Source organism: Burkholderia sp. BCC0322, assembly GCF_902833045.1.
Lineage (GTDB): Bacteria > Pseudomonadota > Gammaproteobacteria > Burkholderiales > Burkholderiaceae > Burkholderia.
Genome location: NZ_CADFDU010000004.1, coordinates 253,499 through 280,338, shown reverse-complemented (window position 1 = coordinate 280,338; position 26,840 = coordinate 253,499). Strand labels below are relative to the sequence as shown.

Annotated in this window: 21 protein-coding genes and 1 pseudogene; 14 read left to right on the top strand and 8 right to left on the bottom strand. The window is 66.9% G+C overall.

Going from position 1 to position 26,840, the window contains the following annotated elements:
• Positions 1 to 54 precede the first annotated feature (54 nt).
• From HWX39_RS14470 to HWX39_RS14460, 3 genes are read left to right on the top strand one after another with little or no spacing between them, the layout of a single operon-like run.
• Positions 55 to 1,281, top strand: a complete 1,227-nt coding sequence (locus HWX39_RS14470) for an efflux RND transporter periplasmic adaptor subunit (protein ID WP_175968715.1) — start codon at positions 55 to 57, stop codon at positions 1,279 to 1,281.
• 13 nt (positions 1,282 to 1,294) lie between these two features.
• Positions 1,295 to 4,468, top strand: a complete 3,174-nt coding sequence (locus HWX39_RS14465; RefSeq protein WP_175968714.1) for a multidrug efflux RND transporter permease subunit — start codon at positions 1,295 to 1,297, stop codon at positions 4,466 to 4,468.
• A complete protein-coding gene (locus tag HWX39_RS14460) occupies positions 4,465 to 5,988 on the top strand; it encodes an efflux transporter outer membrane subunit (RefSeq protein WP_175968713.1) in 1,524 nt (507 codons plus the stop codon). Before HWX39_RS14465 ends, HWX39_RS14460 begins: the two co-directional genes overlap by 4 nt.
• Positions 5,989 to 6,044: 56 nt before the next feature.
• On the opposite strand, the gene aceE is transcribed toward HWX39_RS14460, so the two are convergent.
• Positions 6,045 to 8,729: a pyruvate dehydrogenase (acetyl-transferring), homodimeric type gene (aceE, locus tag HWX39_RS14455; RefSeq protein ID WP_175968712.1), complete on the bottom strand. Its 2,685-nt coding sequence runs from the start codon at positions 8,727 to 8,729 to the stop codon at positions 6,045 to 6,047.
• A gap of 173 nt (positions 8,730 to 8,902) precedes the next feature.
• Between aceE and HWX39_RS14450 the strand changes: the two genes are divergently transcribed.
• Positions 8,903 to 9,358, top strand: coding sequence for a MarR family transcriptional regulator (locus HWX39_RS14450; protein WP_175968711.1), 456 nt, complete (start codon positions 8,903 to 8,905; stop codon positions 9,356 to 9,358).
• 18 nt (positions 9,359 to 9,376) lie between these two features.
• Here HWX39_RS14450 and HWX39_RS14445 read toward each other — a convergent pair whose 3' ends face one another.
• Entirely contained in the window at positions 9,377 to 10,468 is a 1,092-nt protein-coding gene (locus tag HWX39_RS14445; protein WP_244135004.1) for a pyruvate dehydrogenase, read from the bottom strand.
• Between the two features lie 132 nt (positions 10,469 to 10,600).
• Here HWX39_RS14445 and HWX39_RS14440 point away from each other — a divergent pair, with 132 nt between their 5' ends.
• The 5 genes and pseudogenes from HWX39_RS14440 to HWX39_RS14420 all read left to right on the top strand — a co-directional run bounded on the left by HWX39_RS14440 (position 10,601) and on the right by HWX39_RS14420 (position 15,541).
• Positions 10,601 to 11,248, top strand: a complete 648-nt coding sequence (locus tag HWX39_RS14440) for a glutathione binding-like protein (RefSeq protein ID WP_175968709.1) — start codon at positions 10,601 to 10,603, stop codon at positions 11,246 to 11,248.
• A gap of 202 nt (positions 11,249 to 11,450) precedes the next feature.
• Positions 11,451 to 12,995, top strand: coding sequence for a cytosine permease (locus HWX39_RS14435; RefSeq protein ID WP_244135003.1), 1,545 nt, complete (start codon positions 11,451 to 11,453; stop codon positions 12,993 to 12,995).
• A 117-nt stretch (positions 12,996 to 13,112) separates the two neighbouring features.
• Positions 13,113 to 13,349 (top strand): annotated as a pseudogene (locus HWX39_RS14430) (MFS transporter); the annotation flags it as partial.
• A 156-nt stretch (positions 13,350 to 13,505) separates the two neighbouring features.
• On the top strand, positions 13,506 to 14,756 hold the full coding sequence (locus tag HWX39_RS14425; RefSeq protein WP_175968707.1) for an MFS transporter: 1,251 nt from the start codon (positions 13,506 to 13,508) through the stop codon (positions 14,754 to 14,756).
• Positions 14,757 to 14,929: 173 nt separating this feature from the next.
• On the top strand, positions 14,930 to 15,541 hold the full coding sequence (locus HWX39_RS14420; RefSeq protein ID WP_175968706.1) for a cysteine hydrolase family protein: 612 nt from the start codon (positions 14,930 to 14,932) through the stop codon (positions 15,539 to 15,541).
• 19 nt (positions 15,542 to 15,560) lie between these two features.
• On the opposite strand, the gene HWX39_RS14415 is transcribed toward HWX39_RS14420, so the two are convergent.
• From HWX39_RS14415 to HWX39_RS14405, 3 genes are all read right to left on the bottom strand, one after another.
• Entirely contained in the window at positions 15,561 to 17,186 is a 1,626-nt protein-coding gene (locus HWX39_RS14415; protein ID WP_175968705.1) for an amidohydrolase, read from the bottom strand.
• A gap of 417 nt (positions 17,187 to 17,603) precedes the next feature.
• Positions 17,604 to 18,419 carry a helix-turn-helix transcriptional regulator gene (locus HWX39_RS14410; RefSeq protein WP_244135002.1) on the bottom strand — a complete coding sequence of 272 codons (816 nt, stop codon included), beginning with the start codon at positions 18,417 to 18,419 and terminating at the stop codon, positions 17,604 to 17,606.
• A gap of 223 nt (positions 18,420 to 18,642) precedes the next feature.
• Positions 18,643 to 19,119: a nuclear transport factor 2 family protein gene (locus HWX39_RS14405; RefSeq protein WP_175968703.1), complete on the bottom strand. Its 477-nt coding sequence runs from the start codon at positions 19,117 to 19,119 to the stop codon at positions 18,643 to 18,645.
• Positions 19,120 to 19,386: 267 nt separating this feature from the next.
• Here HWX39_RS14405 and HWX39_RS14400 point away from each other — a divergent pair, with 267 nt between their 5' ends.
• Positions 19,387 to 19,791, top strand: a complete 405-nt coding sequence (locus HWX39_RS14400) for a helix-turn-helix domain-containing protein (RefSeq protein ID WP_175968702.1) — start codon at positions 19,387 to 19,389, stop codon at positions 19,789 to 19,791.
• A 498-nt stretch (positions 19,792 to 20,289) separates the two neighbouring features.
• Here HWX39_RS14400 and HWX39_RS14395 read toward each other — a convergent pair whose 3' ends face one another.
• The gene (locus tag HWX39_RS14395) at positions 20,290 to 20,664 is read right to left on the bottom strand and encodes a YXWGXW repeat-containing protein (protein ID WP_175968701.1); all 375 of its coding nucleotides are present in this window, start codon (positions 20,662 to 20,664) and stop codon (positions 20,290 to 20,292) included.
• Between the two features lie 606 nt (positions 20,665 to 21,270).
• Here HWX39_RS14395 and HWX39_RS14390 point away from each other — a divergent pair.
• The gene (locus tag HWX39_RS14390) at positions 21,271 to 22,389 is read left to right on the top strand and encodes a porin (protein WP_175968700.1); all 1,119 of its coding nucleotides are present in this window, start codon (positions 21,271 to 21,273) and stop codon (positions 22,387 to 22,389) included.
• 176 nt (positions 22,390 to 22,565) lie between these two features.
• Here HWX39_RS14390 and HWX39_RS14385 read toward each other — a convergent pair whose 3' ends face one another.
• On the bottom strand, positions 22,566 to 22,964 hold the full coding sequence (locus tag HWX39_RS14385; RefSeq protein WP_175968699.1) for a GreA/GreB family elongation factor: 399 nt from the start codon (positions 22,962 to 22,964) through the stop codon (positions 22,566 to 22,568).
• 512 nt (positions 22,965 to 23,476) lie between these two features.
• Here HWX39_RS14385 and HWX39_RS14380 point away from each other — a divergent pair.
• A complete protein-coding gene (locus tag HWX39_RS14380; protein ID WP_175968698.1) occupies positions 23,477 to 23,806 on the top strand; it encodes a DUF4148 domain-containing protein in 330 nt (109 codons plus the stop codon).
• A 152-nt stretch (positions 23,807 to 23,958) separates the two neighbouring features.
• Here HWX39_RS14380 and HWX39_RS14375 read toward each other — a convergent pair whose 3' ends face one another.
• Entirely contained in the window at positions 23,959 to 24,420 is a 462-nt protein-coding gene (locus HWX39_RS14375; protein WP_175968697.1) for a CBS domain-containing protein, read from the bottom strand.
• A 177-nt stretch (positions 24,421 to 24,597) separates the two neighbouring features.
• Here HWX39_RS14375 and ribA point away from each other — a divergent pair, with 177 nt between their 5' ends.
• On the top strand, positions 24,598 to 25,248 hold the full coding sequence (ribA, locus tag HWX39_RS14370) for a GTP cyclohydrolase II (RefSeq protein ID WP_175968696.1): 651 nt from the start codon (positions 24,598 to 24,600) through the stop codon (positions 25,246 to 25,248).
• Positions 25,249 to 25,469: 221 nt separating this feature from the next.
• Entirely contained in the window at positions 25,470 to 26,744 is a 1,275-nt protein-coding gene (locus tag HWX39_RS14365) for an integrase arm-type DNA-binding domain-containing protein (RefSeq protein ID WP_016023123.1), read from the top strand.
• Positions 26,745 to 26,840: the final 96 nt, after the last annotated feature.

Genomic DNA, 26,840 nt, shown 5'->3' with positions numbered 1-26,840 from the left:
GAAGTTAACTTCAACTTTTATGCTACGCGGCAGTTTAACCCGTCGCGAGGCATCATGTTCTCCTTATCCCTACGCAGGGCGTCGCCTTTGGGCGCGGCCTGCGCACTGTCGCTGGCGTTGTCGGGCTGTCACGACGGCAAAGGCGCATCCTTGGCACAATCCCTTCCGGAAGTCGGTGTCGCCACCATCGCGCCTCGCACGATCCGCCTCGCGGACGAATTCAACGGACGCGTCGAAGCCGTCGATGCCGTTGAACTGCGGCCGCGCGTGAGCGGTTATCTGCAGCGCGTCGCCTACAAGGAAGGCGACCTGGTCGCGCAGGGCGCGCTGCTGTTCGAGATCGATCCGCGCCCGTACCGGATCGCACTCGATCGCGCGAACGCACAGCTGCAGCGGGCCCGCGCGGCAGCGAGCCTCGCGAACGTGCAGCTCAAGCGCGTGCAGACGCTGATCGACGCGCATGCGACGTCGCAGGAAGAACTCGACAACGCGCGCGCCACGGCCGAGCAGGCGCGTGCCGACCTGCAGGCGGCCGACGCGGCCGTTGCCGATGCGAAGCTCAATCTCGGTTTCACCGAAGTGCGCGCGCCGATCGCGGGCCGCGTCGGCCGCGCGATCGCCACGGTCGGCAACCTGGCGCGCGCGGACGACACGCTGCTGACGACCGTCGTGTCGCAGAACCCCGTCTACGTGTATTTCGACTGCGACGAACAGAGCTACCTGCGCTACAACGCACGGCGTGCCGATCCGGGGCATCGTGCGATCGGCGCCGATCCGGTGCGCGTGGGCCTCGCGAACGAGACGGGCTTCCCGCATGCGGGCACCGTCGACTTTCTCGACAACCGGCTCGACCCGCAAACGGGCACGATCCGCGCGCGTGTGCGGCTGCCGAATGCGGACCATGCGTTTACGCCGGGCCTGTATGCGCGCGTGCAACTCGTCAGCGGCCGCGACCAGCAGGCGCTGCTCGTCGACGACAAGGCCGTGCTCACCGACCAGGACCGCAAGTACGTGTACGTGATCGGCCCCGGCGACAAGGCGCTGCGCCGTGACGTGACGATCGGCCGCGGGCTGGACGGCGAGCGGATCATCGAGAAGGGGATCCAGCCGGGCGATCGCGTGGTCGTCGACGGCATGCAGCGGATCTACTATCCGGGCGCGCAGGTGAAGCCGAAGGCGCTCCCTGCACGCGTTGCCGCCGGTGCCGGCACCGGCGAGGGCAACGGGCCGGGCAACGGCACGCAGGCCGTGGCCGACGCCGGCGCGCCGGCCGCGCAGTGACGGGGGACAGGCAATGGATTTCTCCCGATTCTTCATCGACCGGCCGATCTTCGCGGTCGTGCTGTCGATCGTCATCTTCGCGATCGGCCTGATCTCGATCCCGATGCTGCCCGCCGGCGAATACCCGGAAGTCGTGCCGCCGAGCGTCGTCGTGCGTGCGACGTACCCGGGCGCGAACCCGAAGGAAATCGCCGAATCGGTCGCCGAACCGCTGGAGGAGGCGATCAACGGCGTCGAAGGCATCATGTACATGAAGTCGGTCGCCGGTTCCGACGGCAGCCTGCAGGTCGTCGTCACGTTCGTGCAGGGCGTCGATCCCGACACCGCCGCCGTGCGCGTGCAGAACCGCGTGAGCCAGGCGCTGTCGCGCCTTCCCGACGAGGTGCGCCAGTACGGCGTGACCACGCAGAAGCAGTCGCCGACGCCGCTGATGTACGTGAGCCTCTATTCGCCGGACAACAGCCACGATTCGCTGTACCTGCGCAACTACCTGACGCTGCACGTGAAGGACGAGCTGTCGCGGCTCGCCGGCATCGGCGACGTCGGCGTGTACGGCTCGGGCGACTATGCGATGCGGCTGTGGCTCGACCCGAACCGGCTCGCGTCGCGCGGGCTGACGGCGATCGACGTGATCGCCGCCGTGCGCGAGCAGAACGTGCAGGTGTCGGCCGGCCAGCTCGGCGCGGAGCCGTCGCCGAAGAAAAACGACTTCCTGCTGTCGATCAACGTGCGCGGCCGGCTGCGCACGGTGCAGGAGTTCGGCGACATCGTGCTGCGCAACGGCGACGACGGCCAGGTCGTGAAGCTGTCCGACGTCGCGCGCATCGAGCTCGGCGCGGGCGACTACACGCTGCGCTCCTATTTCAACGACAAGCAATCGGCGGTGGTCGGCATCTTCCTGTCGCCGGGGGCGAACGCGCTCGAGGTCGCGAAGGCCGTGTATGCGAAGTTCGACGAACTGTCGAAGCGCTTCCCGCCCGGCGTCGCGTATCGTCCCGTGTGGGATCCGACCGTGTTCGTGCGCGAATCGATCCGCGCGGTGCAGCACACGCTGATCGAGGCGGTCGTGCTGGTCGTGCTCGTCGTGATCCTGTTCCTGCAGACGTGGCGCGCGTCGATCATCCCGCTCGTCGCGGTGCCCGTCTCGGTGGTCGGTACGTTCGCGTGGCTCTATCTGCTCGGCTATTCGATCAACACGCTGACGCTGTTCGGGCTCGTGCTCGCGATCGGGATCGTCGTCGACGATGCGATCGTGGTCGTCGAGAACGTCGAGCGCAACATCGCTCAGGGCCTGAGCCCGCGCGACGCCGCGCACCAGGCGATGCGCGAAGTGTCGGGGCCGATCGTCGCGATCGCGCTCGTGCTGTGCGCGGTGTTCGTGCCGATGGCCTTCATGTCGGGCGTCACCGGCCAGTTCTACCGGCAGTTCGCGGTGACGATCGCGATCTCGACGGTGATCTCCGCGATCAACTCGCTGACGCTGTCGCCGGCGCTCGCCGCGAAGCTGCTGCGTCCGCACGGCGCGCCGAAAGATGCGCTCACGCGCGGGCTCGATCGTGCGTTCGGCTGGCTGTTCCATCCGTTCAACCGCTTTTTCGACCGCAGTTCCGTTCGCTATCACGGCTTCGTGTCGCGCACGCTGAAGCGGCGCGGGGTGGTGTTCGCGGTCTATGCGGCGCTGCTCGCGGCGACCACGCTGCTGCTCAACGCGGTGCCGGGCGGCTTCATCCCCGTGCAGGACAAGCTGTACCTGTTCGCGGGCGCGAAGCTGCCGGAAGGCGCATCGCTCGCGCGCACCAGCGAGGTGACCGAGCAGATGACGAAGATCGCGCTCGGCACCGACGGTGTCGAGATGGTGCCGGCGTTTGCCGGGCTGAACGCGCTGCAGGGCGTGAACACGCCGAACATCACGAATTCGTACGTGATCCTGAAGCCGTTCGACCAGCGTCACCGCAGCGCCGCCGAGATCAACGCGGACCTGAACGCGCGCTTCGCGGCGATCGGCGGCGGCATGACCTATGCGCTGATGCCGCCGCCGATCCAGGGCCTCGGCAACGGCTCGGGCTATTCGTTGTACCTGGAGGATCGCGGCGGGCTCGGCTACGGCGCCTTGCAGAATGCGCTCGCCGCGTTCCAGGCCGCCGTCGCGAAGACGCCGGGGATGAGCTACCCCGTCAGCTCGTACCAGGCGAACATCCCGCAGCTCGAGGTGAAGGTCGACCGGTTGAAGGCGAAGGCGCAGGGCGTCGCGCTGACCGACCTGTTCAGCACGCTGCAGGTCTATCTCGGCTCGATGTACGTGAACGACTTCAACCTGTTCGGCCGCGTGTACCGCGTGATGGCGCAGGCCGATGCCGGCCACCGGCAGACGGCCGCCGACATCGCGAACCTGCGCACGCGCAACGCGAAGGGCGAGATGGTGCCGATCGGCTCGATGGTGACGGTGGCGCCCGCGTACGGGCCCGACCCGGTCGTTCGCTACAACGGCTATCCGGCCGCGAACCTGATCGGCGATGCCGATCCGAAGGTGATGTCGTCGTCGCAGGCGATCGAGAAGTTGCAGCAGATCGCGAAGGACGTGCTGCCGCCGGGCATCACGCTCGAATGGACCGACCTCAGCTACCAGCAGGTCACGCAGAGCAACGCGGCGATCGTCGTGTTCCCGCTCGCGGTGATGCTCGTGTTCCTCGTGCTCGCGTCGCTGTACGAGAGCTGGACGCTGCCGCTCGCGGTGATCCTGATCGTGCCCGTGTGCATCTGCGCCGCGCTGTTCGGCGTGTGGCTGTCGGGCGGCGACAACAACGTGTTCGTGCAGGTCGGCCTCGTCGTGCTGATGGGGTTGGCGTGCAAGAACGCGATCCTGATCGTCGAGTTCGCACGCGAGCTCGAAATCCAGGGCAAGGGCGTGATCGACGCCGCGCTCGAAGCGTGCAAGCTGCGGCTGCGCCCGATCGTGATGACGTCGGTCGCGTTCATTGCGGGCTCGGTGCCGCTCCTGATCGGCGGCGGCGCGGGCAGCGAAGTGCGGGCGGCCACCGGTATCACCGTGTTCGCGGGGATGCTGGGTGTCACTGTGTTCGGGCTGTTCCTGACGCCCGTGTTTTACGTGGCGATCCGCAAGCTCGCGGGCGGCACGCCGGCCGTGTGGAGCGAACACCACGGCACCCTCGAAGGAGAAAACCGATGAGCGCCGCTTTCCGTCTTTCCGCGCTCGCGCTGACGGTGACGCTCGCCGCGTGCGCGGTCGGCCCCGATTTCAGGCGGCCCGACACGGCCACGGGCGCGCGGTTCGCGCGCGACGCGCATCCGGCGGCGTCGCGCGATGCGGCGCCGTCCGGCACGACGCCGGAGATGCCGCCCGACGCGTCGGCCGATGCCGATGCCGCGTTCTGGCGCGGTTTCGGCGATCCGATGCTGACGCAACTGATCGACACGGCGCTCGCGGCGAACCAGGATCTGCAGGTCGCCGTGTCGCGCTACGACGCGTCGAATGCGCTGCTGTCGCAGGCTGCGTTCGATCGCTATCCGACGCTCACCGCGAGCGGGCAGATCGGCCACCAGCTGATGAGCAAGGACCAGGCGTTCGGCGCGCCGCGCAGCCAGCGCGATACGCCGACGTCCAGCGTCGGGATCAATGCCGCGTGGGAACTCGACCTGTTCGGCCGCGTGCGCCGTTCGATCGAGTCGCAGCGTGCGGAAACGGCCGCCAGCGCGGCGGACGTGCGCGCGGTGCGCGTCGCGATCGCCGGCGAGGTGGCGAGCACGTACGTCGATCTGCGCGGCTCGCAGGAGCGGCTGCGGATTGCGCGCGAGAACGCCGACAACCAGAAGCAGACGCTCGCGCTGATCAATGCACGCGTCGGCGCGGGGCGAGGGTCCGAACTCGATGCGGCGCGGGCGCGCGCGCAGTACGAATCGACGACGTCGCGGATCGCCGTGTACGAGGCGGCGATCGGCGTCGACGAGCACCGGCTCGCGGTGCTGACCGGACAGACGCCGGACGCGCTGATCGGCCGCTTCGATCTCCCGAAGGCGGCCGCGTCGACGGGCACGCCGGTGCCGCTGCCGGCGCTGGCCGCCGACATCGATCCCGGCACGCCGGGCGACTTGCTGCGGCGGCGGCCCGACGTCGCGGCCGCCGAGGCGCGGCTGCACGCGGCGACCGCGCGCATCGGCGTCGCCACGGCCGACCTGTTTCCGCGCTTCACGCTGTCGGGGCTGCTCGGCAGCGCGACGAGCAGCTACGGGTTCTTCCGCGCCGGCAGCGACACGAACCTGATCGCGCTCGGCATCGACTGGTCGTTCCTCGATGTCGGCCGCGTGCGTGCGCGGATCGCCGCGAGCGATGCCGAAGCGGCCGGCCAGCTCGCGCAGTACCGGCAGACCGTGCTCGGGGCGCTGGAGGAAACCGAGAACGCATTGCTGCGCGCCGCCCGCACACGTGACGAGACGGACCATCTCGTGCGGGCCGCGGCCGATAGCGCGCGCGCCGCGCAACTGGCGCAGGCGCGGTTTTCGGCGGGCGCGATCGACTACTACGAAGTGCTCGACGCGCAACGCACGCTGCTGCAGGCGCAGGATGCGGCGGCCGACGGGCAGATGCGCAGCGCGGCGTCGACGGTGGCGCTGTACAAGGCGCTTGCGGGCGGATGGCCGTCGGGAACGGGCCAGGGCGAGCAAGGCCCGCTCGCGCGGTCGGGGCATTAGCGCGGGCGCGGCGGCGCGGCCGGCCGCGGCGATCCTGCCTGCCGCGCGCCGCCGGACTACACGCTGGCCGGATCGACCTTGTCGATGTCGATGCCGTAGCGCCGGATTGCTTCGCCTGCCTTGGCACGCGGTATCGCGCCGTCGTCGGCGAGCGCCTTCAGCGCCGCGATCACGATGAAGTGCCGATCGACCTCGAAGAACGCGCGCAGCGCGTCGCGCGTATCCGAGCGGCCGAAGCCGTCGGTGCCGAGCGACACGAAGCGTCGGCCGTCGACGAACGCGCGGATCTGGTCGCCGACGATCTTCATGTAGTCCGTCGCCACCACCACCGGGCCCGTGCGGCCGGCGAGGCATTGCTGCACGTACGGCACGCGCGGCGCCTGCTCGGGATGCAGCAGGTTCCAGCGTTCCGCGGCAAGCCCGTCGCGGCGCAGCTCGTTCAGGCTCGTCGCGCTCCACACGTCGCTCGACACGCCGAAGTCCTGCGCGAGCAGGTCGCTCGCGGCGAGCACTTCGCGCAGGATCGCGCCGCTGCCCATCAACTGCACGTGCGGCGTATCTGCCGCGCGCGAGGCGTCTTCGCGCAGCAGGTAGAGCCCCTTGAGAATGCCGGCTTCCGCGCCGTCCGGCAGGGCCGGATGCGGGTAGTTCTCGTTGAGCAGCGTGATGTAGTAGTAGACATCCTCCTGCTCCGCGAACATCCGCCGCAGGCCGTCGCGCACGATCACCGCGAGTTCGTACGCATAGGTCGGGTCGTACGACACGCAGTTCGGAATCACCGACGACAGCACGTGGCTGTGCCCGTCGTCGTGCTGCAGCCCTTCGCCCATCAGTGTCGTGCGGCCCGACGTCGCGCCGAGCAGGAAGCCGCGCGTACGCGCGTCGCCGGCCGCCCACGCGAGATCGCCGACGCGTTGCAGCCCGAACATCGAATAAAAGATGTAGAACGGGATCGACGGCAGCCCATGATTGCTGTACGCGGTGCCGGCCGCGATCCACGACGCGATCGCGCCGGATTCGTTGATGCCTTCCTGCAGGATCTGCCCGTCCTTCGCCTCCTTGTAGTAGCTGAGCTGGCCTGCGTCCTGCGGTGTATAGAGCTGGCCGAGATGCGAATGGATGCCGATCTGGCGGAACAGGCCCTCCATCCCGAACGTGCGCGATTCGTCCGGTACGATCGGCACGACGAGCTTGCCGAGCGCCGGATCCTTCAGCAGCGTGCCGAGGATGCGCACGAACGCCATCGTCGTCGACAGCCCGCGCTCGCCGCTGGCCTTGAGCTGCGCGTCGAATGCGGCGAGCGGCGGCACCGGCAGCGGCGCCACCTGGCTGAAGCGGGCCGGCACGTGGCCGCCGAGCGCCGCGCGGCGTTCCGCGAAGTAGCGTGCCTCGGCGCTGCCCGGCTCCGGCTTGAGGTAGGGCAGTTCGTCGAGCTGCGCATCGCTGACCGGCAGCGCGAAGCGGTCGCGGAACGCGCGTACGGCATCCGCGCTCATCTTCTTCAACTGGTGGTTCACGTTCTGGCCTTCGCCGGCTTCGCCCATCCCGAAGCCCTTGACCGTCTTCGCGAGCACGACGGTCGGCCGTCCGTCCGCGCGCACCGCCTGCGCATAGGCCGCATGGACCTTTTCCGGGTCGTGGCCGCCGCGCGCCAGTTTCCAGATGTCGTCGTCGGACAGGTCGGCGACGAGTTCGAGCAGTTCGGGATACTTGCCGAAGAAATGCTCGCGCACGTACGCACCGCTCTGCGACTTGAAGGTCTGGTAGTCGCCGTCGACGCATTCCATCATGCGCTGGCGCAGCAGGCCCGTCGTGTCGCGTTCGAGCAGCCGATCCCAGCCGCTGCCCCAGATCACCTTGATGACGTTCCAGCCCGCCGCACGGAACGTGCCTTCGAGTTCCTGGATGACCTTGCCGTTGCCGCGCACGGGGCCGTCGAGGCGCTGCAGGTTGCAGTTGACGACGAAGATCAGGTTGTCGAGCCGTTCGCGCCCGGCGAGCGAGATCGCGGCGAGCGATTCGGGCTGATCCATTTCACCGTCGCCGAGAAATGCCCAGACCTTGCGGCCCTGATGCGCTTTCAGCCCGCGATATTCGAGGTAGCGCATGAAGCGCGCCTGATACGCGGCCGTGAGCGGCCCGAGCCCCATCGACACGGTGGGGAATTGCCAGAAATCGGGCATCAGCCGCGGATGCGGATACGACGACAGCCCGTCGCGTCCCGCTTCGCGGCCGGTCTCGCGGCGGAAGTTGTCGAGCTGCGCGTCCGTGATGCGGCCTTCCAGGTACGCGCGGCCGTAGATGCCGGGCGCCGAATGGCCCTGAATGTAGACCATGTCGCCGTCGAAGGTGTCGGTGCGGCCGCGGAAGTAGTGGTCGAAGCCGACGTCGTACAGCACTGCGGCCGACTGGTAGGTCGCGATGTGCCCGCCGACGTTCGAATGCCGGCCGGCGCGCAGCACCATCACCATCGCGTTCCAGCGGATCATCGCGTTCAGGCGCCGTTCGAGCGCGAGATCGCCCGGATAGGCCGGTTGCCGTTCACGCGGCACCGTGTTCACGTACGCGGTCGTCACGCGGCCGTGCAGGTCGCCGTGACGTGCCGCGTCGAGGTCGGAAAGCTGGTCGAGCAGGTAGTGCGCGCGCGGGCGGCCCTCGAGCGCGATCACGGATTCGAGCGCATCGAGCCATTCGCGGGTTTCCTGCGGGTCGATGTCGGGTAGCGCGAGAGGTGCGGTCATGCAATGTCTCCAGAAGCATAAGGCTGCGCGGGGCGACGGTCGTGGCGCCGCGTCGCGCGACGGAACGCCCGCCGATCGGCGGGCTAATGGTTGCAATTGCAATCGTGTGAGGGCAATTGTTATCGAGGTAAAATTTAATTGCAACTGCAATTCAACGAGAGGAACGACCTGACATGAGCGCAACCGAACCCGATCTGTGGTTTTCGTTCGTCCGCGCGCACCGGACGATGATTCGCGAGATCGAGCGCCGCCTTGCGGCGGCCGGCCTGCCGGCCTATGCGTGGTACGACGCGTTGTGGGGGCTCGAAAGCGGGCCCGACGGCACGCGCCGCATGCACGAACTGGCCGATGTGCTCGCGATCGAGCGCTACAACCTTACGCGGCTCGTCGACCGGCTCGAACAGGAGGGGCTCGTCACGCGCGCCCGTTCGGCGGACGACGGCCGCGCCGCGTACGCGAGCATTACCGACAAGGGGCGAACGCTGCGCAAGAAGATGTGGAAGGTGTACCAGTCGACGGTCGCGGAACTCTTTCTCGATCAGTTCACCGGCAAGGAGCAGGCGGCGATGGCCGTCGCGCTCGACCGTGCGACCGCCGCGGCGCGCGATGCGGCGGCCGACGCGAAGTAGCGGCGGCCGGCCCGCGCGTCAGCCGCTCGCATAGCGGCGCATCGCCTGCACGGCGCAGTCGGCCGGCACGCGGCCGTCGTCCGCCAGCAGGCGAAGCGCGACCGCGGCGATCCAGGGCGCGCTCGGTGCGCGTGCGCCGGTGCCCGGGCCGGCCGGATCCGCACCGAGTGCCGCAAAGCGGGCCGGTACGAACGCGCCGATCTGCGCGGCGACGTGCCCGGCATAGCCCGTCACCGCGAGCACCGGCGTGCGGCTGTCGCCGACGCATTGGCGCACATGCGCGATGCGTGGTTCGTCGTGCGGGTGCAGCCGGTTCCACCGGTCGGCCGCATGACCGTCGCGGGCGAGCCGCGTATAGCTCGGGCAGCTCCAGATCGTCGAATCGATGCGCCATTCGTCGCGCAGCAGGTCGGCCGCCTCCATCACCTGCGCGAGCGTGCTGCCCGCGCCGCACAGCCGAATCCGCGCAGCCGCGCCGGCCGAAGCGCGCCGGCCGGCCCGCACCATGCCGCTGAACGCATCGCGGGCCGCCGTGGCCGACAGCGGTTTCGCATCGGGCACGAGGTCGTCGTGGCTCGCGAGGTAGCAGAATCCCGGCTGGCCGGCGACGTAGAGCGTGTGCAGCGCGTGGCGCAGGATCGCGATCGCCTCATGCCCGGAAGCCGGATCGTACGGCGTGCACGCGGGGTTCGCGGCCAGCCAGTGCGGGACGTCGGGCGTCACGCCTTTCGGCCAGGACGACGCGACGGTTTCGGCATCGTTGACGAAGATTCCGCGATCGATGGTCTCGACCGACGCCAGCCGCAGCCGGTCGGTCGCGCGCGCATGCAGCAGGTACAGCAGCGGCTTCTCGAACCGCTTGCGCGCATCGAGAAACCGCAGCGGCCATGCACTGATGCGGCGATTCACCCCTGCGTCCGCGGACGGTTTCCGCGTGTCGGCACGCACGATCCATACGCGTTCCGATGTCGCCGCATCGCGTTCGAGACAATCGGCGGCCGCGCGCATTGCGCCGAGCGGCGACACCGCCCGGCCGCGCGGCGCGAGCCGCTGCGGTATCAGCTTGTCCAGGCAGGCCGCCGCGGCGCGGCGGGTGTCGGGTGTCCGCATGGGCGGACCGGATCGCGCAGTCTGCATGTCCCTCCTTCGAGTACCGGCATGTCGCCGGGGTCATCGGTATCGGCATAGAATTGCAATTGCAACGATTGTAGTTGCAACGATAACCGAAAGACAAGGACCGACATGATCTCGACGCATCCCCTCACGTTCCATACGGCCGACACGCCGAACGGACACAAGATCGCCATTTACCTGGAAGAGGCCGGGCTCGCGTACGACCGCGTGCACGTGAACCTGGCCGCCGGCGAGCAGCGCAGCCCGGCGTTCCTCGCGATCAACCCGAACGGCAAGATCCCGGCCATCGTCGACCACGAGGCAGGGCTGACCGTGTTCGAATCCGGCGCGATCCTCGGTTATCTCGCCGAGAAGACGGGCTTCCTGCATCCCGACACGCTGGCCGAGCGCATGGCCGTCCAGCAATGGCTGCACTTCCAGATCGGCGGGATCGGGCCGATGCTCGGGCAGCTCTGGTGGTTCCTGCATGCATCGAAGACGGTCAATGCGCAAGCGATCGAGCGTTACCGGAATGAGACGCGGCGTCTCTATGGGGTCGTGAACGGCCGATTGGCGGAATCGGCGTATCTCGCGTCGTCGCGGTACTCGATTGCCGACATCGCCGCGTTTCCATGGCTGCGCGCGGCGGCCAAACTCGATGTCGATCTCGCCGACTACCCGCACGTCCAGCGCTGGCTCGCCGGCATCGAGGCGCGGCAGGCCGTTCAGCGGGGCCTGATCGCATGCCGCGCGCCGGCGACGGAGGGCACGCGCTGACGTCGCATCGCCCGCGCCGCGCGGATGGCGCGGGCGCGGGCCGCCGGCCTGCCGGGAAACATCGATCTCCTTCGTCGTAAACGTCTCGAATGCGTGATATTTGCGCCGCGCGATCCGGTTTAGAGTGGCCACGAATCGATGACGATGTGTCGTATCGCCGCAGTCCTGGGCCGTACAGATGCACCAGAGGAGTGGGAGACAAATGAGTGAAGGCAGGATTACGCAGGTCGAGTCGTTCGGTTTCGAGCGCATTCCCGATGCATCGCGCTATGCGCGACCGATCGATCTGTTCAGGTTGCTGTTCGGCGGCTGCAATACATTTTCCACATCGGTGCTCGGCAGCTTCCCCGTGCTGGTCGGGCTGTCGTTCAAGGCCGGTGTCTGCGCGATCGTGCTCGGCGTGCTCGCCGGCACCTGCATCCTCGCGCCGATGAGCCTGTTCGGCCCGCGCAACGGTACCAGCGACCCCGTGTCGTCCGGCGCGCACTTCGGCATCCACGGCCGGATCGTCGGCTCGTTCCTCGCGCTGCTCACGTCGATCGCATTCTTCTCGCTCGCGGTGTGGAGCTCGGGCGATGCGCTCGTCGGCGGCGCGCACGACATGGTCGGCGTGCCGGTCAACGGCGTCACGCTCGGTGCCGCGTACATGGTGTTCGCGGTGCTCGTGCTGATCGTCTGCATCTACGGCTTCCGTTTCATGCTGTGGGTCAACAAGATCGCCGTGTGGGCCGCGAGCGTGCTGTTCGTCGCCGGCTTGTTCGCGTTCGCCGGCCTGTTCGACATGAACTATGCGGGCACGGTGCAGCAGGGCAGTGCAGGCTTCTGGGCCGCGTTCGTCGGCGCGGTGCTGGTGGCGCTGAGCAACCCGGTATCGTTCGCGTCGACCCTCGGCGACTGGGCGCGCTACATCCCGCAGCGCACACCGAAGCATCGGGTGATGGGCGCCGTGTTCGCCGCGCAGATCGCGACTTTCGTGCCGTTCTTCTTCGGCCTCGCGACCGCGACGATCATCGCGACGAAAGCGCCCGCGTTCATTGCGTCGAACGACTATGTCGGCGGGTTGCTCGCGATCTCGCCGCGCTGGTTCCTGCTGCCGATGTGCCTGATCGCGATCATCGGCGGGATGTCGACCGGCACGACCGCGCTGTACGGCACCGGCCTCGACGTATCGAGCATGTTCCCGCGCCTGCTGAACCGCGTGCGTGCGACGCTGCTGATCGGCACGATCGCGATCGCGTTCATCTTCGTCGGCCGCTTCTGGTTCAACCTCGTGGAAAGCGTCGCGACGTTCTCGACGCTGATCGATACGTTCAGCTGCCCGTGGATGGCGATCATGGTGATCGGCTACGTGACGCGGCGCGGCTACTATCTCGCCGACGACCTGCAGGTGTTCAACCGCGGGCTGCGGGGCGGCCACTACTGGTTCACGCACGGCTGGAACGTGCGCGCGATGGGCGCGTGGCTGCCGGCCGCGTTCGTCGGGCTGTCGTTCGTGAACCTGCCGGGCCAGTTCGTCGGGCCGCTCGGCAACCTCGCGGGCGGGCTCGACCTGAGCGTGCCGGTGTCGCTGCTGGTGGGCGGCATGCTGTATTTCGTGCTGCTGACGCTGTATCCGGAACCGGATGGCGTGTACGGCCCGCACGGGCGACGCTTCGTGCGCGGCGGCAGGCAGGCGGCGCGCGGGCGTGGCGGCAGGCAGGCGGCGCGCGGGCGTGGCGCACCGGCGATCCAGCCGAAGGGGTACTGAGCGGCGCGCAGCGGGTTGCGCCGCAAATGACGATGCCGCCGTGCGGGAGAGCCGCCGGCGGCATCGTCGTTTTTGGATGTGTGACTGCCTGAATATCGATGCCGCCCGGGTGCACCGCGTTCGCGCTCGAGTCGCATCGCGCTCGCCTGCAACGTCGCGGTGATGGTGTTCGGCGGCTTCGCGCCGTTCATCGTCAGGTGGCTGACGCACGCGAGCGGGTCGCCGGTCGCACCTGCGTGGTACATGCTGTTCGCGACATCGTTCGGGCTGCTCACGAACGTGTTCATGCACGACGGTGCCCTGTGCGTGCTCGCGCGCCGGCAGTTTCAGGGCGAGCCGGTGAGCGCCAGGTAGCGGCCGTGGCCTGCCGCCCGCACCGGCGAGCCATCGGCGCGCGCGGTACGCAGGGTATCGGTCCTGCCGATGCTTAGCATCGCGGCCGGCGGCCTACCGCGGCCGCCGGCCGGTCGTTACGCTGGGGCGATCATCCACTCTGTCCGGAAGGTCCCCATGTCCCGGCTCGACTACACGCTGCTCGGCCCCTGCCTGCTCGCCATCGCGATCGACGCGATGGGGTTCGGGCTCGTCTATCCTATGATGTCCGCGATTTTCAGCGATCCGCACGCGGGCATCCTGCCGGCCGACGCCGGCGCGCATGCGCGCAATTTCTACCTTGGCCTCGGCTACGGGATCTACCCGTTGTGCATGTTCTTCGGCTCGTCGCTGATGGGCGACCTGTCCGATCGCTACGGCCGCCGCAGGATCCTGCTGCTGTGCGTGCTCGGCCTCGCGGCCGGCTACGCGATGATGGCGGCCGGCGCATGGCACGCGAGCGTCGCGCTGCTGCTGGCCGGGCGCGGGCTCACCGGGCTGATGGCCGGCTGCCAGGGCATCGCGCAGGCGGCGATCACGGACGTGAGCACGTCGGAGAACAAGGCATACAACATGAGCATCATGTCGCTCGCGTTCAGCGCGGGCGTGATCGTCGGCCCGGTGCTCGGCGGCGTCACGTCCGACCGCACGATTTCGCCGCTGTTCGACTACGGCACGCCGTTCGTGCTGGTCGCCGCGCTGTCGCTGGCCTGCGCGTTCTGGACCTGGGCGTCGTATCGCGACTCGACGGCACCGCGCGGCGACACGCGCATCGATCCGCTGCTGCCGCTGCGGATCATCGGGGAGGCCGCGCGTCAGCGCAACGTCGCGTTCCTGTCGGTCGTGTTCTTCCTGATGCAGGTCGGCTACGGGCTCTACCTGCAGACCATCATGCTGCTGCTGCAGGCGAAATTCGGCTACACGAGCGCGCGGCTCGGGCTGTTCAGCGGCGTGATCGGCCTCTGCTTCGTGTTCGGCCTGCTGGTCGTCGTGCGGCGGATGCTGCGCGTGTGGCGCGTGGTCGACATCGCGAAGACGGGCTTGCTCGTCGCGGGCGTCGGCCAGGTGCTGTCCGCGCTGTTCCCGCACGAGCCCGTACTGTGGGCGCTCGCGATGGTCGTCGGCTGCTTCGACATGGTTGCATATACGACGATGTATACGGCGTTCTCCGACGCGGTCAGTGAGGACCGGCAAGGCTGGGCGCTCGGCGTCGCGGGGTCGGTCATGGCCGTCGCGTGGGTCGTCACGGGCGCGCTCACGAACCTGCTGCCCGTGTTCGGCGAGATCGGCCTGCTGCTGATCGGCGGCGCGGGCTTCCTGCTCAGCTTCGCGATGATGGTCGCGTACGGCCGCACGCAGCCGGGTGCTCGAACTGCCGTGCTGTCGTAGGCGGTTTGCACGTTGGCCCGATCCTGTCGGACGTTGTCCCGCGGGCCGCTGTCGCGCCGGGCCGCGCGGCCTGACACTGGCGTCTACCGGCCGGAGCGCATTCCGGCCGCGTCCGGCGGCGCCGGCAGGCCCAGCGCGCCGTTTCTTCGAAATGCCAACCAAGAGGGCGACCCATGCAACATCCGACCATCCGTACCCTGGCGGGCGCGACCGCGCCGACATCGATCGCCGCCGCCCGCACCGCGCTGCTGGTGATCGATTTCCAGAATGAATACTTCGGTGGCCGCCTGCCGATTCCGGAAGGGCCGCGTGCGCTGGGCAATGCGCAGCGCGTGATCGCGTTCGCCGACCGCGCAGGCATTCCGGTGTTTCACGTCCAGCACGTCGATACGGCCGACAGCCCGATCTTCGCCGACGGCAGCGACGGCTTCCGTTTTCACGCGGACCTGCAGCCGGCGGCGCATCACACGGTGGTGAAAAAGACGTCGGTGAGCGTGTTCCCGACGACGGACATCGATGCGCGCCTGAAGGCTGCCGGGATCGACACGCTGATCGTCACGGGCCTGATGACGCATGCATGCGTCGCCGGCGCGGCACGCGATGCGGTGCCGCTCGGCTACGCGGTGATCGTCGTCGACGACGCATGCGCGACGCGTGACCTCGACATCGCGGCCGGCGGCACGGTGTCGCACCGCGACCTCCATCGCGCGACGCTGGCCGCGTTGTCGGACACGTTCGGCGATGTGCTGACGACCGACCAGGTGCTGGCGCTCGCCGTCGCCTGACGGCCGCCGGGTTCGTGCTTCAGTCGGCCCAGCCCGGCGCGGCGTACACGACTTCGCCGCGGAAGCACGTCTCGATCGCGCGGGTTTGCGCGAACGTCTCGACCGGGTGCGCGAACGGATTGCGGTCGAGGATCGCGAAGCTCGCGTCCTTGCCCGCTTCGAGCGAACCCGTGCAGTCGTCGAAGCGCAGCGCATACGCGGTGTTGACCGTATAGGCCTCGAGCATCGTGAGCAGGTCGAGGCGTTCATGCGGATTCCACGGCGGGCTCTCGGGCTGGTCGACCAGCAGGTGCGTGACGCCCGTCTGGATGATCTGCATCGGGTCCATCGTGCTGACTGACCAGTCGGAGCCGGCCGCGAGCATTGCGCCCGCGTTGCGCAGGCTGCGGAACGGATAGTTGCGCGCGGTGCGCTCGGCGCCGAGCAGGTCGCGATAGAGCTGCTGCTGCTCCTCGCGCGCGGCCGTCCAGAGCGTCTGGACGCTGGCGATCGCGCCGAGCCGGTTGAAGCGGCTCATGTCGGCCGGGTCGACGAGCTGCAGGTGCGCGAGCTGCGCGCGCCGGTCGCGCATGCCGTTGCGGATCTGGACGTATTCGAGCGCGTCGAGCGTCATGCGCACCGCGCGGTCGGCGAGCGTGTGGAAGTGCAGGTCGAAGCCGGCCGTATCGGCGAGCAGACAGATCTCGTTCAGCGCGTCCTGGCTCCACAGCGCGAGGCCGCAGTCGTCGGTGCCGGCGTACGGCTCGAGCAGTGCGGCGGTTTTCGATTCGGGCACGCCATCGACGAAGATCTTCACCGTATGCAGGCGCAGGTTGTCGCATTCGTACTCGCGACGCCATCCGACGAAGCGCTCGATCTGCTCGCGCGGATCGCGGCGCGGGTTTGCATAGAGGCCGGCGCTCATGTACACCTTCAGCGTGCCCGCGCGCTGCGCGTCGGCATACGCCTTGAGTTCGGCCTCCTCGACGCGGGCGTCGAACCAGCCGGTGATGCCGTAACCGTGCGCCATCGCGTGCGCTTTCGCGAGCGACTTCGGGTAGCCGGCCGGGCTCAGTTGCGGAATGATCGGGCACACGCGGTAGAACGCCGCTTCGTGCACGACGCCATTCGGCGCGCCGGACGCATCGCGCTCGTACACGCCGCCGGCCGGGTCCGGTGTGTCGGCGTGGATGCCGGCCGCTTCGAGGCCCTTCGTGTTGAGGCAGCCGCTGTGCACGTCGAAGCCGACCACGAGCAGCGGCCGGTCGGGCACGATCCGGTCGAGCAGCTCGCGGGTCGGATACGCGCCGAATGCGGCCAGGTTGGCGCCGCCGAGATAGACCCACGGTTCGTTCGGCGTCGCATCGGCGCATGCGCGGATGCGCTGCAGGATCGTGTCGGGATCGTTGATGCCGGACAGGTCGAAGTCGCCGAGGATCTGGTGGCCTTCGAGCGGGTGCACGTGGCCGTCGATGAGGCCCGGCAGCATCAGCCTGCCGGCCAGGTCGACGGTGCGGGTCGCGGGGCCGGCCAGTTGGCGGATATCGTCGTCGCGGCCGACGGCCACGATCTTGCCGTCCTTGGTGGCCAGCGCCTGAGCGAAGCGGCGCTGCGCGTCGCCTGTGTAAAGCAGGCCGTTCAGATAGACGGTGTCGGCGTGTTGCATGTGTCTCCTCCGGATGGGGGCGGATCGACGGGCGCACGTGTCCGGCGGGCGGGCCGTGTGGCGCGTCCGGTCGCGTGAACCCGGTCGGGTTGTAATGAGATGGGGGCGGCTAGGCGCCGGTGCTGGGCGGCAGGCGCGGCGATGCGTCGTGGTGAAGGCCGGCCACCGCCGGAGCGTCACGTCGGTCGCGCCGCCGGGTCTGCATCGGCAGAGCGATGGGCGACGCGCGCGCGGCCGTGCGGGCCGGCGTCCATCCAGTATTCGGCATTCCGTGTCTCCGCGATATCCGACGCGTTCGTGTTGTCGGGTGAGTCAGATACTAGGAGCGGGGCGGCCGGCTGTCTGTCATCGTTTTGAGGACAACGCGCGACAAAGGCAGTGGGGGTGGGTGGGATTGCAGCGAGGCGAAGGTGACATCTATAGACCGCGATCTTCAGGCGGCTCCTCGTCGGTCACGCACCACGCGAACAGTCCGGCCCGGTTCGTCACGCCGAGCTTCGCGAGTGCGCGCCCGAGATAGGTGCGCACGCTGCTGGGCTTGAGCGCGAGGGTATCGGCGATCTGCGGGACGGGCCGGCCTTGCAGCACCGCGCGGCATACCAGCCGTTCGCGCTGCGACAGCGCCGCGCCGCTGGCCGACAGGCGCTGCTCGAACCGCTGCAGCAGCGCGCCGTCGTCCGAGCGTGGCGTCAGGCGCGCGAGCCGCGCATGCTGGACCAGGAGCGGCAGCACGAAATCGCCGAGCTGCCGCAGCAGCGCCAGCTCGGCCAGCGTATAGGACGGCTGGCCGCGCCGGCGGAACAGCGAGAACGCATAGACATAATCGCGCTCGCTGCCGAGCAGCGTGCAGTCTTCACCGAGTTCGCCGAGCGCGAAATGGCGGCCGTATTCGGTCGCCGTATCGATGTCCTCGTTGCACGAGAACACGAGCTGCGAATCGGTGGCGCGCTCGATGTGCGGGAGCAGCGTGTCGGTGCGCCAGTCGCCCTGTGTATACAGATCGAGTGCGTGGCGCGTGCCGTCGGGATCGTCGCCGCCGGCGAAGAACAGCACGTCGACGCTGTCGACCGACTGCGACGGCGCGTCGCGGCGGTAGCGCGTCGCGACGCTGTAGTGGGACTGCGGGTCGACGGTTTCGCGCAGCCACGCCCAGAGCCGGGCGGGAAACTGCGGACTGCCGAGGCTGGCAACCAGGTCGCCGGCGTTGTTCAGGGAAATATGGGCGGGGCTCATCGTTGACACCGTCTTCGCGAACGGCCACCCGTGCCGGCCGTGCCTCGCGTACGACGGCGCGCCGGCTGGCGGTGCGGTCATGCGGGACGGAGGCCGGCGCGGCGGCGAAGCTCGATTGTAGGGGACTTCGCCGGCGCGGGGCATTCGCGCTTGCCCGGCGGGCGGCCGATCGTCCGTTGACGGATGGCGCGCATCGTTGCGCACCACGTGCCGGCCGCGCGCGTCAGAACATCGTGTTCGCGTTCGCGGCCTTTTCCGGTACCGGCTGGATCACGTCCCAGTGTTCGACGATCTTGCCGTCGTTGACGCGGAAGATGTCGACCACCGCTTCGCCGCGATCGCCCGGCCGCTCGGTCGCATGCACGTGCAGGTAGACGAGGTCGCCGTCGGTTGCGCTGCGCACGATGCGTGCGCGCGATGCCGGATTCTTCTGGAACGCGCCGACGAAGTACGACACGAACGGCTTCTTGCCGTCCGGTACATGCGGGTTGTGCTGCTTGTAGTCGTCCGCGACGACGACGGCGGCCTCGACGGCTTCGTGCTTGTTGAAAAAGCGGTCGTAGAACGTCAGCACGAGCTGGCGGTTGGCTTCCTCGGCGGCCAGGTCGCGCGTGGCCGGGCTGGTGGCCAGCGCGGCCGTCGACGCGGCCAGCAGGACGAGCGCGGCAACGGCGCGTATGGGGGAGCGGAGCGATGACATGTAGCGGGTTCCTTGTCTGACGAAGCGTGGGTTGGTGCGCGATGCGCGCGACGGCGGGTCGAGCCTGCCGCGGCGATCGGCGATCACGGCGCGTGGTTGCGGATACACGAGCCTTGTCGAAGCGAGGCCGCGGGCCGTTGTCATGCTTCGTTGAACTGGCGAATCCACGCGGCTGTCGGGCCGATCGAATGGTACAGTTGCCGCGAACCCGTCACAAGAAGTCAGCGCGGTGTGAGCAGGTCACACCGCGCTGACCGTGCGTTGCCCTTGAAAGAGAAGCCAGCCAGGTCGTTCCCGCCCACTGACGAACCCGTCGAACTCGATCAGCCATGCCCGATTCGCGATGTGCTCGACCGCATTGGAGACCAGTGGAGCCTGCTCGTGCTCGAGGCGCTGTCCGGCGGGACGATGCGTTTCAACGAACTCGGCCGGACGATCGGCGATGTGTCGAACCAGATGCTGTCGCGCACGCTCAAGCGCCTCGAGCAGGACGGCTTCGTCAGTCGTACGCTGTTCGCAGAAGTGCCGCCGCGTGTCGACTATGCGCTGACCGACCTCGGGCGTTCGTTCCTGACGCCGATGCAGGCGATGATCCGGTGGGCCGATGAACATCATCGCGCGATCTGCGCCGCGCGACGTCGTGCACGGGACCTGGAGGGCGGCGGGCGCTGAGCGGGGCGCTTGCGCCGTCTCGTCGATGGGTGTCGTGGTGCGGATCGGGCGCGATGCGACGAGACATGGAATGGAACGGCTGCATTCGCGTCACCGTTGAATGATTTCGTTATCCGAATGATCGTGTCGGGTTGAGAGGGGCGCCGATGTCGCGGTGTGCTCTATTCTTCCCGCATGCGGCGACGCGCTGGCGGTGCTTCGTTTACAAGGGCATGCGCGGGGACGACCGAAACGGCGGTCTTCCGCCGTATGGCGCACGACGTCCGACGGGTGCGGCAGGATCCAGACGAGATGGGGTGGTGCGCCGCAGGTCGGTGGGCATGTCGATGGTCGACGTGCGTGACTGGATCCCTCGGCACCGGTTTTGGTGCCGGCATCGGGGCGGGGCAGGATTGGCGGGGCGCTTGCCAGGCACCATGATGTCGGGGCCGAACGGCGCGGATTCGCCCGCGCCGCCCGGCTCCGGGCCTGCCATCGGCCGGGCCGCCGGGGGGCTGCCTATCGCCACGTACCGTCGACGTAGATCCACGCCTGTCCCTGGCGGCGCCAGTAGCCGGGCACCCACCGGCGCCCGGGGCGCCGTGCGACCCAGCGGCCGGGCACCCATATATAGCGGCCCCGTTGCCAGCGCCAATAGCCGTCCGTCCATATATAGCCGTGCGGCCGTGGCGGCGGCGGGCGGCGGTCGTGCCGGGCGGCCGGCGGTGCGAAGCCCGGGCGGTCCGGATAGGGCGGGCCGCCAGGCACGCGATTCGGGCCGGACGGGCGGTACACGGGCGGCGCGGGCTGGGCCGAGGCGGCGCGGAGCCAGCCGCCGGTGCCGACGAGGGCGGCAGTCAATCCGATGGCGCGCAACAACGAGCGTCGATTCATGGCGTGTCCTGTTCTGTATTCGAGGCTGCCTTACATTAGCCTGCCAGTCGGCCGGCCGGGTTACGCGAGCGGTTAAGGCTGTTACCGTGTGTCACGGCAGGCGGGCGAGCCGTCGGCAGGTGGAGAACGGCCTTTCTATATGGGTGGCTGACGGGCGGATGTGGCCCGCTGAACGCATGACGCACCTGTTTACTGGCTGAGGCATGCGTTTTAGGTGCCCGGCGCCTGAAACCTGAGTCCGAGACGGGTAAAATTTGCCGATTCCGGGGGCGCTCCGAATCCGTTTGTTGTTTCTATGCAACCGTCAAGACGATGACATGAAAGAATGATGGGATGAAAGCCTCCAAAAAGCCCCTGTCAAGAAGCCAAAAACCAGCGTCAAAACAAATACTTATAACGCGGCCCCATTTCTATTATTTCTAGTTCTGGAAAAGCTTATTTCTTTATTTGCGGATCGCTCCCCTAGGGTACACCCCTAAACTCACGGTTCCCAAACGGGCAACTATCCGGGCGCGGCCAGCAGGATCGATGGCGCTCCCGGGCGGTTGCAGACCGTTTATGAACAAGGTCGCGAGACCTGCCTCTTTTTAGAAGGGAGCTCCACGAATGAACAAGACTCTGATCGTTGCAGCAGCTGCAGCATCGTTTGCTACCGTCGCTCACGCACAAAGCAGCGTCACGCTGTACGGCGTGCTGGACGCAGGCATCACCTACACGAGCAACGTCCAACCGGCGCTGGGCCAAGCTGGCAAGTCGCGCTTTGCGATGGGTTCGGGCATTGACCAGAGCCGTTTCGGTCTGCGTGGTTCGGAAGACCTCGGTGGCGGCCTGAAGGCAATCTTCACGTTGGAAAGCGGCTTTGGCATCGGTGACGGCAAGCTGGGCAACAACGGCGGCATGTTCAACCGTCAAGCTTTCGTCGGCCTGTCGAGCCAATACGGCACGGTCACGCTGGGTAAGCAGTATGACGCAACGCAAGACTACCTGGCGCCGCTGACGGCAACGGGTTCGTGGGGCGGCACGTACTTCGCGCACCCGCTGAACCTCGACCGTCTGAGCACGACCGGCGACGTCGCATCGAACAACACGATCAAGTTCACGAGCGCGAACTACGCTGGCCTGCAATTCGGCGGCACGTACTCGTTCTCGAACAACACGAACTTCGGCAACAACCGTGCGTACAGCGCGGGTGCTGCATACCAGTTCCAAGGTCTGAAGCTGGCAGCTGCATACTCGCAAGCGAACCTGGGTGATGGTACGAACGGCAACGGCGCGACGTCGTCGGCGATCGGTGGCCTGGCTAGCCAAGGTCGCGTCCGCACGTACGGTGCTGCTGCTGGTTACGCATTCGGTCCGGCACAAGTCGGCGCTGCATGGACGCAAGCGCGTCTCGACAACAATGCAGTCGGTCAGGGCACGCTGCGCACTGACAACTACGAAGTCAATGCAAAGTACAACCTGACGCCGGCTCTCGGCCTGGGCGCTGCTTACACGTACACGAACGCGAAGATCAACAACGGCAGCACGCACTGGAACCAGTTCGGTCTGCAAGCTGACTACGCACTGTCGAAGCGCACGGACGTCTACGCACAAGCTGTGTACCAGCGTGCAGCGAAGAACGGCATTGGCGCATCGATCTACAACGGCAACAACTTCAGCGACAACCTGCCGAGCTCGTCGATCAACCAAACCGCAGCAACGGTTGGTCTGCGTCACCGCTTCTAAGCGTGACGGCGGGGTAACTCGCTTCGCAGCATCGAAAAAGGCGCCTTCGGGCGCCTTTTTTTGTCTGCGGAACGTGATGTCGGCGATACACAGCGTCCGGACGTAAAAAAGCGAGGCTTGTGCCTCGCTTTTTTTGCATTGTGCGCCACAGCGGCGCGGTGCCGCCGGCGGGTGGTTCAGCGCGTGTATTCGCCGTTGGCTTCCGGCTGGAACACGATCGCGGCGACCTTCATCAGCTGTTCGGCGCCGCTCGGCTGCATCACCTTGACCATCTGGCCGCGCTGCGTACCCAGCAGCGCCATGCCGACGGGCGAGAAGACGTTCAGGCGGCCGAGCTCGAGATTGGCGGCGTCCGGATAAACAATCGTCCAGGTGGCTCGTTCCTGGGTCGCTTCGTCGAGCAACGTGATCTGCGAGTTCATCGTGACGACGTTCGCCTTGATGGCATCGGGCTGGACGATGTCGGCGCGCTCAAGCAGCGCATCGAGCATCGTCTGGAAGCGCGGGTTGTGTTCGGCGTGCTTCTCGAGGCGAGCAACGTCGAGTTCGGTCAACTGGTAAAGGCGTTGTTTCATGGAAGTTCTCCAAATGATCGGCAGGGGCAGGCGTGGCATGCCTATGAGGATCGCCCGGAGCCTGTCTGACATGGCTCCGAGAGGAGACCGAGCCGTCAGATCAGGCGCCGGGCAGGGGCGAGCGGCGCCTGGGCCGTGCGTCGAGCGAGGGGATGCGCCGGATGGCCGGCGTACGCGCGCACGCCGGCCGGGCCGGACGGCGAAACCGAAAGGGGCGTGAGCGCGTACATGGTGGACGGAAGATCGACTGACGAATAAAACCTTACGATTCTACAACGCAACCTTCGGGATATGTGATTTGGCTGTTGGCAATTCGTCAGCGATTGTTGTGCGGGTGAAGCAAGTTGTCCCGATATCGTCCAGGATGCGTCGACGATTTTTGTCAAAATCGCAACGCTGTATGTTCAAACTAAGGGTTTCCCCTCGGAATGGTGAGAACTACACTGCATTCATTCGCTTCAGACAGTCCTGCCGAGGCGACGTCATAAGAGAACATATTCCGGAGGTAAATCATGAAGTCGATCATCTACGCAGCCATCGCCGCATCCGTCCTTGCTACCCCGATCGCATCGTTTGCACAGGCCGACCAGGGGCTGACCCGCGACCAGGTCAAGGCCGAACTGGTGCAACTCGAGCAGAACGGCTACAAGCCGCTGGCGAGCGATTCGCAGTATCCGGACAACATCCAGGCCGCCGAACAACGCATTCAACCGAACCAGCCGATGCTCGCGCAAGCCGATACGAGCGGCTACGGTGCCGTGGCAACGGGTGCCGGCCAAACGGGCCGTCGCATGACGCGGGAAGCCGCGAATCCCGTGAACTCGGTCTACTTCGGCAACTGAACGTCGCCGGGTCTGCCCGCGCGCCGCTTAATCGACGAGACGCGCACCCGTTGTGCGCGTCATTCTCCCGCAGGAGCAGAACCTCCGTCGCCGCATTCCGGCGGCTTTCCGCCCAGACGCTCGCGCGTTTGGGCCTTTTTTGCTGGAGCCGGTCAGGTGGAGGTGACCGCGGGCGTGCCGTGGATATAGTGTTCGAGCTGGCTGATCGTGAATTGCTGATCGGCGATCACGCTCTTCACGAGGTCGCCGATCGAGATGAGGCCGACCAGCTTGCCGCCGTCGAGGACGGGCAGGTGGCGCATCCGGTGCTCGGTCATCAAGGCCATGCACTCGTCGGTGGACTGCGACGGTTCTACGTAGCGTACCTTCGCCGTCATGATTTCCTCGACGCGGGTGGCTTTCGACGAGCGGTCCTGCAGGACGACCTTGCGCGCGTAGTCGCGCTCGGTGACGATGCCCGCGATGTCATCGCCGTCCACGACCAGCAACGCGCCGATGCCTTTTTCCGCCATCAGCTTGATGGCGTCGTAGACGAGATCGGTCTTCGTGACGGTGTAGACGGTGCGGCCCGAATCCGGCTTGGCCTTGAGAAGCTGCGCGACAGTCGTGCTCATTCGCTTTCTCCGTGTGCAGGTCGACGCTGGGCAGGCAGGACGTGATGCTTGTCACCCGATGCGCCCAGTATAGCCGCGCAGGTGGCGGCAGTCGCGTGACGATTCCAGATTAGCGGTAAACTCCGGTCACGCACTATCCACACAACTCCTACATTCCTGAACGTTTCGATTGAATTCATGATGTCTTCGCGTCCCCAATCGCCCACGCCGGGCAATGGCCAGGCTGACGAGTGCGTGACGCTCGTCGCCACCGCGTCGCTGCCCACGCGCTACGGTACGTTCACGTCATACGCTTTCCGCGTATCCGGCAGCGATGCCGAACATCTCGCGCTCGTGATGGGCGACGTCGCCGGCGAGCAGTCCGTGCTGACGCGCCTTCATTCCGAATGCCTGACCGGTGACGTGTTCGGCTCGTACCGTTGCGACTGCGGCGAGCAGCTCGATCTCGCATTGCGCTACATCGCGGCCGAAGGCCGCGGCGTGCTGCTGTATCTGCGCGGGCATGAAGGGCGCGGGATCGGCCTGAGCAACAAGATCCGCGCGTACGCGCTTCAGGAGCAGGGGCGTGACACCGTCGAGGCGAACCTCGACCTCGGCCTGCCCGACGACGCTCGCGAATACGACTCGGCCGCCGCGATCCTCCGGATCCTCGGCGTGACGTCGGTGCGGCTGATGAGCAACAACCCGGCGAAGTTCGACACGCTCGCGAAGCACGGCATTCCCGTCTGCGAACGCGTGGCGCTTGCGGTGCCCGTGCGCGAGGAAAACGAGCGTTATATCCGCACGAAGCAGACGAAGTTCGGGCATTACTTCGAGGAAAACGAGTAACGTAATCAAGGGGCTCTGCGGAGCCCCTTGATTTTCAAGGCGAAAATCCTCGAGAGCCTTGTCAGTAAAGGATCGGAGCGAAAAGTTGCGTTTCCGTTAAGGCGCATCGTCACTTGACGAAACGTAAGGAAACTTGGCACTCTGGCGTAGGATTTCCATGGGCTGGTCGAGAAAGTTACGCTGCTCGGCTGGCCCTCGAATAAAACTTACGCTAGTTTTGCATGAGATTCGACGCCCGCACCGCAAGCAAGCTGCCACCAGGGCAGCACCTGACCTTTGACGGCTTTCCAGGCCTACGCCTTCAGGCGAGCGAAAGCCGTCGCTCGTGGATTTACCGTTACAAGTCACCCATCGATGACCGCATGCGTCAGGTGAAGCTGGGCGAGTGGCCAGCAATGGGATTCCCCGCCGCGATCGCCGAATGGGAGCAGAAACGCTCCGCGCGCGATGGCGGAGGCGATCCTGCGGCAGAAAAACGGGAGAAGCGCCAAGCGATCGCGGCAACGCGGGCGATCGATGCATACACGGTCAAGCAGGTGTGCCTGGACTACATCGGCGGCTACCTTGAGCCCAATCGAAAAGAGAAGGGGGTGATCGAGGTAACGCGTATGTTTAAAGCAATGTTGGCGCCAATTGCGGCTCTCCCCGCCGCCTCAATCACTCGCGCGCAGGCGTTCGAGTTCCTAGATTCATACCGAGCAACGCCGGCGCTTGCGGCTAGGCTCCGTATGGAGCTCGGTGGCGCATGGGACCATGCGATGGACGCGGGTCGGCTGCCTGACGGTACGCCGAACTGGTGGCGAATGATCTTGCGCGGGAAGCTTCGCAGCAAGGGACGCACGATCGACGGCGTCGCCATGGGCACGAAGAAGCGGGTGTTGAGTGAGGACGAGATTGGCACGCTGCTCCGCTGGCTTCCGAATATGAGCCTAACGGTATCGGATGCGGTCACACTGTACCTTTGGACTGGTGCCCGGGGAGGAGAAATCGTTTCAATGGAGTCGCACGAGATCGCTGAGGAGGCGGACGGTCTCTGGTGGACCGTACCAAAGGAAAAGACGAAGAACTCGTGGCGATCAAAGGCAGCGGATTTGCGAGTGCCACTCATCGGTCGCGCCGAGGCAATCGTTCGGCGGCGCAAAGACCAAGCCGTGAATGGCTTTCTGTTCCCCACTTCGACCGGTGAAATGATGAAGCAGACCGTTATTTCGCACGGCGTTTACTATCATCAGCCGTACTGCAAGCAGGTGCCCAGCCACAATCGCCCCCGACTGCCGGTGACGCATTGGTCGCCTCATGATCTGAGGCGGACCGCACGAACAATGCTCGCCGCGCTTGGGTGCCCGCATGACGTCGCGGAGGCGGTACTCGGGCATATTCAACCCGGGGTGGCCGGCGTGTATAACCGACACCACTATGATCGCGAACGCCGAGAGTGGCTCACGCGCCTGTCGCAGTTCCTTGAGGAAGTCGCGCTCCGATATCCGGCGAAGTAATCCACGTATAAGGCTAAACTAAACAGACCGCGTAAGCCCGTCTGACTCAATTCGGCCAAGCGCGGACGTCGGAGTCCGCGCCCGTATAGCGGCCGA

Excerpts from the sequence above, each read along its gene's own strand:
- HWX39_RS14395 (WP_175968701.1), bottom strand. The coding sequence starts at position 20,664 with ATGAATCGACGCTCGTTGTTGCGCGCCATCGGATTGACTGCCGCCCTC.
- HWX39_RS14380 (WP_175968698.1), top strand. The coding sequence starts at position 23,477 with ATGAAGTCGATCATCTACGCAGCCATCGCCGCATCCGTCCTTGCTACC.
- HWX39_RS14365 (WP_016023123.1), top strand. The coding sequence starts at position 25,470 with ATGAGATTCGACGCCCGCACCGCAAGCAAGCTGCCACCAGGGCAGCAC.
- HWX39_RS14450 (WP_175968711.1), top strand. The coding sequence starts at position 8,903 with ATGAGCGCAACCGAACCCGATCTGTGGTTTTCGTTCGTCCGCGCGCAC.
- HWX39_RS14435 (WP_244135003.1), top strand. The coding sequence starts at position 11,451 with ATGAGTGAAGGCAGGATTACGCAGGTCGAGTCGTTCGGTTTCGAGCGC.
- ribA (WP_175968696.1), top strand. The coding sequence starts at position 24,598 with ATGATGTCTTCGCGTCCCCAATCGCCCACGCCGGGCAATGGCCAGGCT.
- HWX39_RS14460 (WP_175968713.1), top strand. The coding sequence starts at position 4,465 with ATGAGCGCCGCTTTCCGTCTTTCCGCGCTCGCGCTGACGGTGACGCTC.
- HWX39_RS14405 (WP_175968703.1), bottom strand. The coding sequence starts at position 19,119 with ATGTCATCGCTCCGCTCCCCCATACGCGCCGTTGCCGCGCTCGTCCTG.
- HWX39_RS14425 (WP_175968707.1), top strand. The coding sequence starts at position 13,506 with ATGTCCCGGCTCGACTACACGCTGCTCGGCCCCTGCCTGCTCGCCATC.
- HWX39_RS14375 (WP_175968697.1), bottom strand. The coding sequence starts at position 24,420 with ATGAGCACGACTGTCGCGCAGCTTCTCAAGGCCAAGCCGGATTCGGGC.
- HWX39_RS14465 (WP_175968714.1), top strand. The coding sequence starts at position 1,295 with ATGGATTTCTCCCGATTCTTCATCGACCGGCCGATCTTCGCGGTCGTG.
- HWX39_RS14390 (WP_175968700.1), top strand. The coding sequence starts at position 21,271 with ATGAACAAGACTCTGATCGTTGCAGCAGCTGCAGCATCGTTTGCTACC.
- HWX39_RS14385 (WP_175968699.1), bottom strand. The coding sequence starts at position 22,964 with ATGAAACAACGCCTTTACCAGTTGACCGAACTCGACGTTGCTCGCCTC.
- HWX39_RS14415 (WP_175968705.1), bottom strand. The coding sequence starts at position 17,186 with ATGCAACACGCCGACACCGTCTATCTGAACGGCCTGCTTTACACAGGC.
- aceE (WP_175968712.1), bottom strand. The coding sequence starts at position 8,729 with ATGACCGCACCTCTCGCGCTACCCGACATCGACCCGCAGGAAACCCGC.
- HWX39_RS14445 (WP_244135004.1), bottom strand. The coding sequence starts at position 10,468 with ATGCGGACACCCGACACCCGCCGCGCCGCGGCGGCCTGCCTGGACAAG.
- HWX39_RS14420 (WP_175968706.1), top strand. The coding sequence starts at position 14,930 with ATGCAACATCCGACCATCCGTACCCTGGCGGGCGCGACCGCGCCGACA.
- HWX39_RS14410 (WP_244135002.1), bottom strand. The coding sequence starts at position 18,419 with ATGAGCCCCGCCCATATTTCCCTGAACAACGCCGGCGACCTGGTTGCC.
- HWX39_RS14470 (WP_175968715.1), top strand. The coding sequence starts at position 55 with ATGTTCTCCTTATCCCTACGCAGGGCGTCGCCTTTGGGCGCGGCCTGC.
- HWX39_RS14440 (WP_175968709.1), top strand. The coding sequence starts at position 10,601 with ATGATCTCGACGCATCCCCTCACGTTCCATACGGCCGACACGCCGAAC.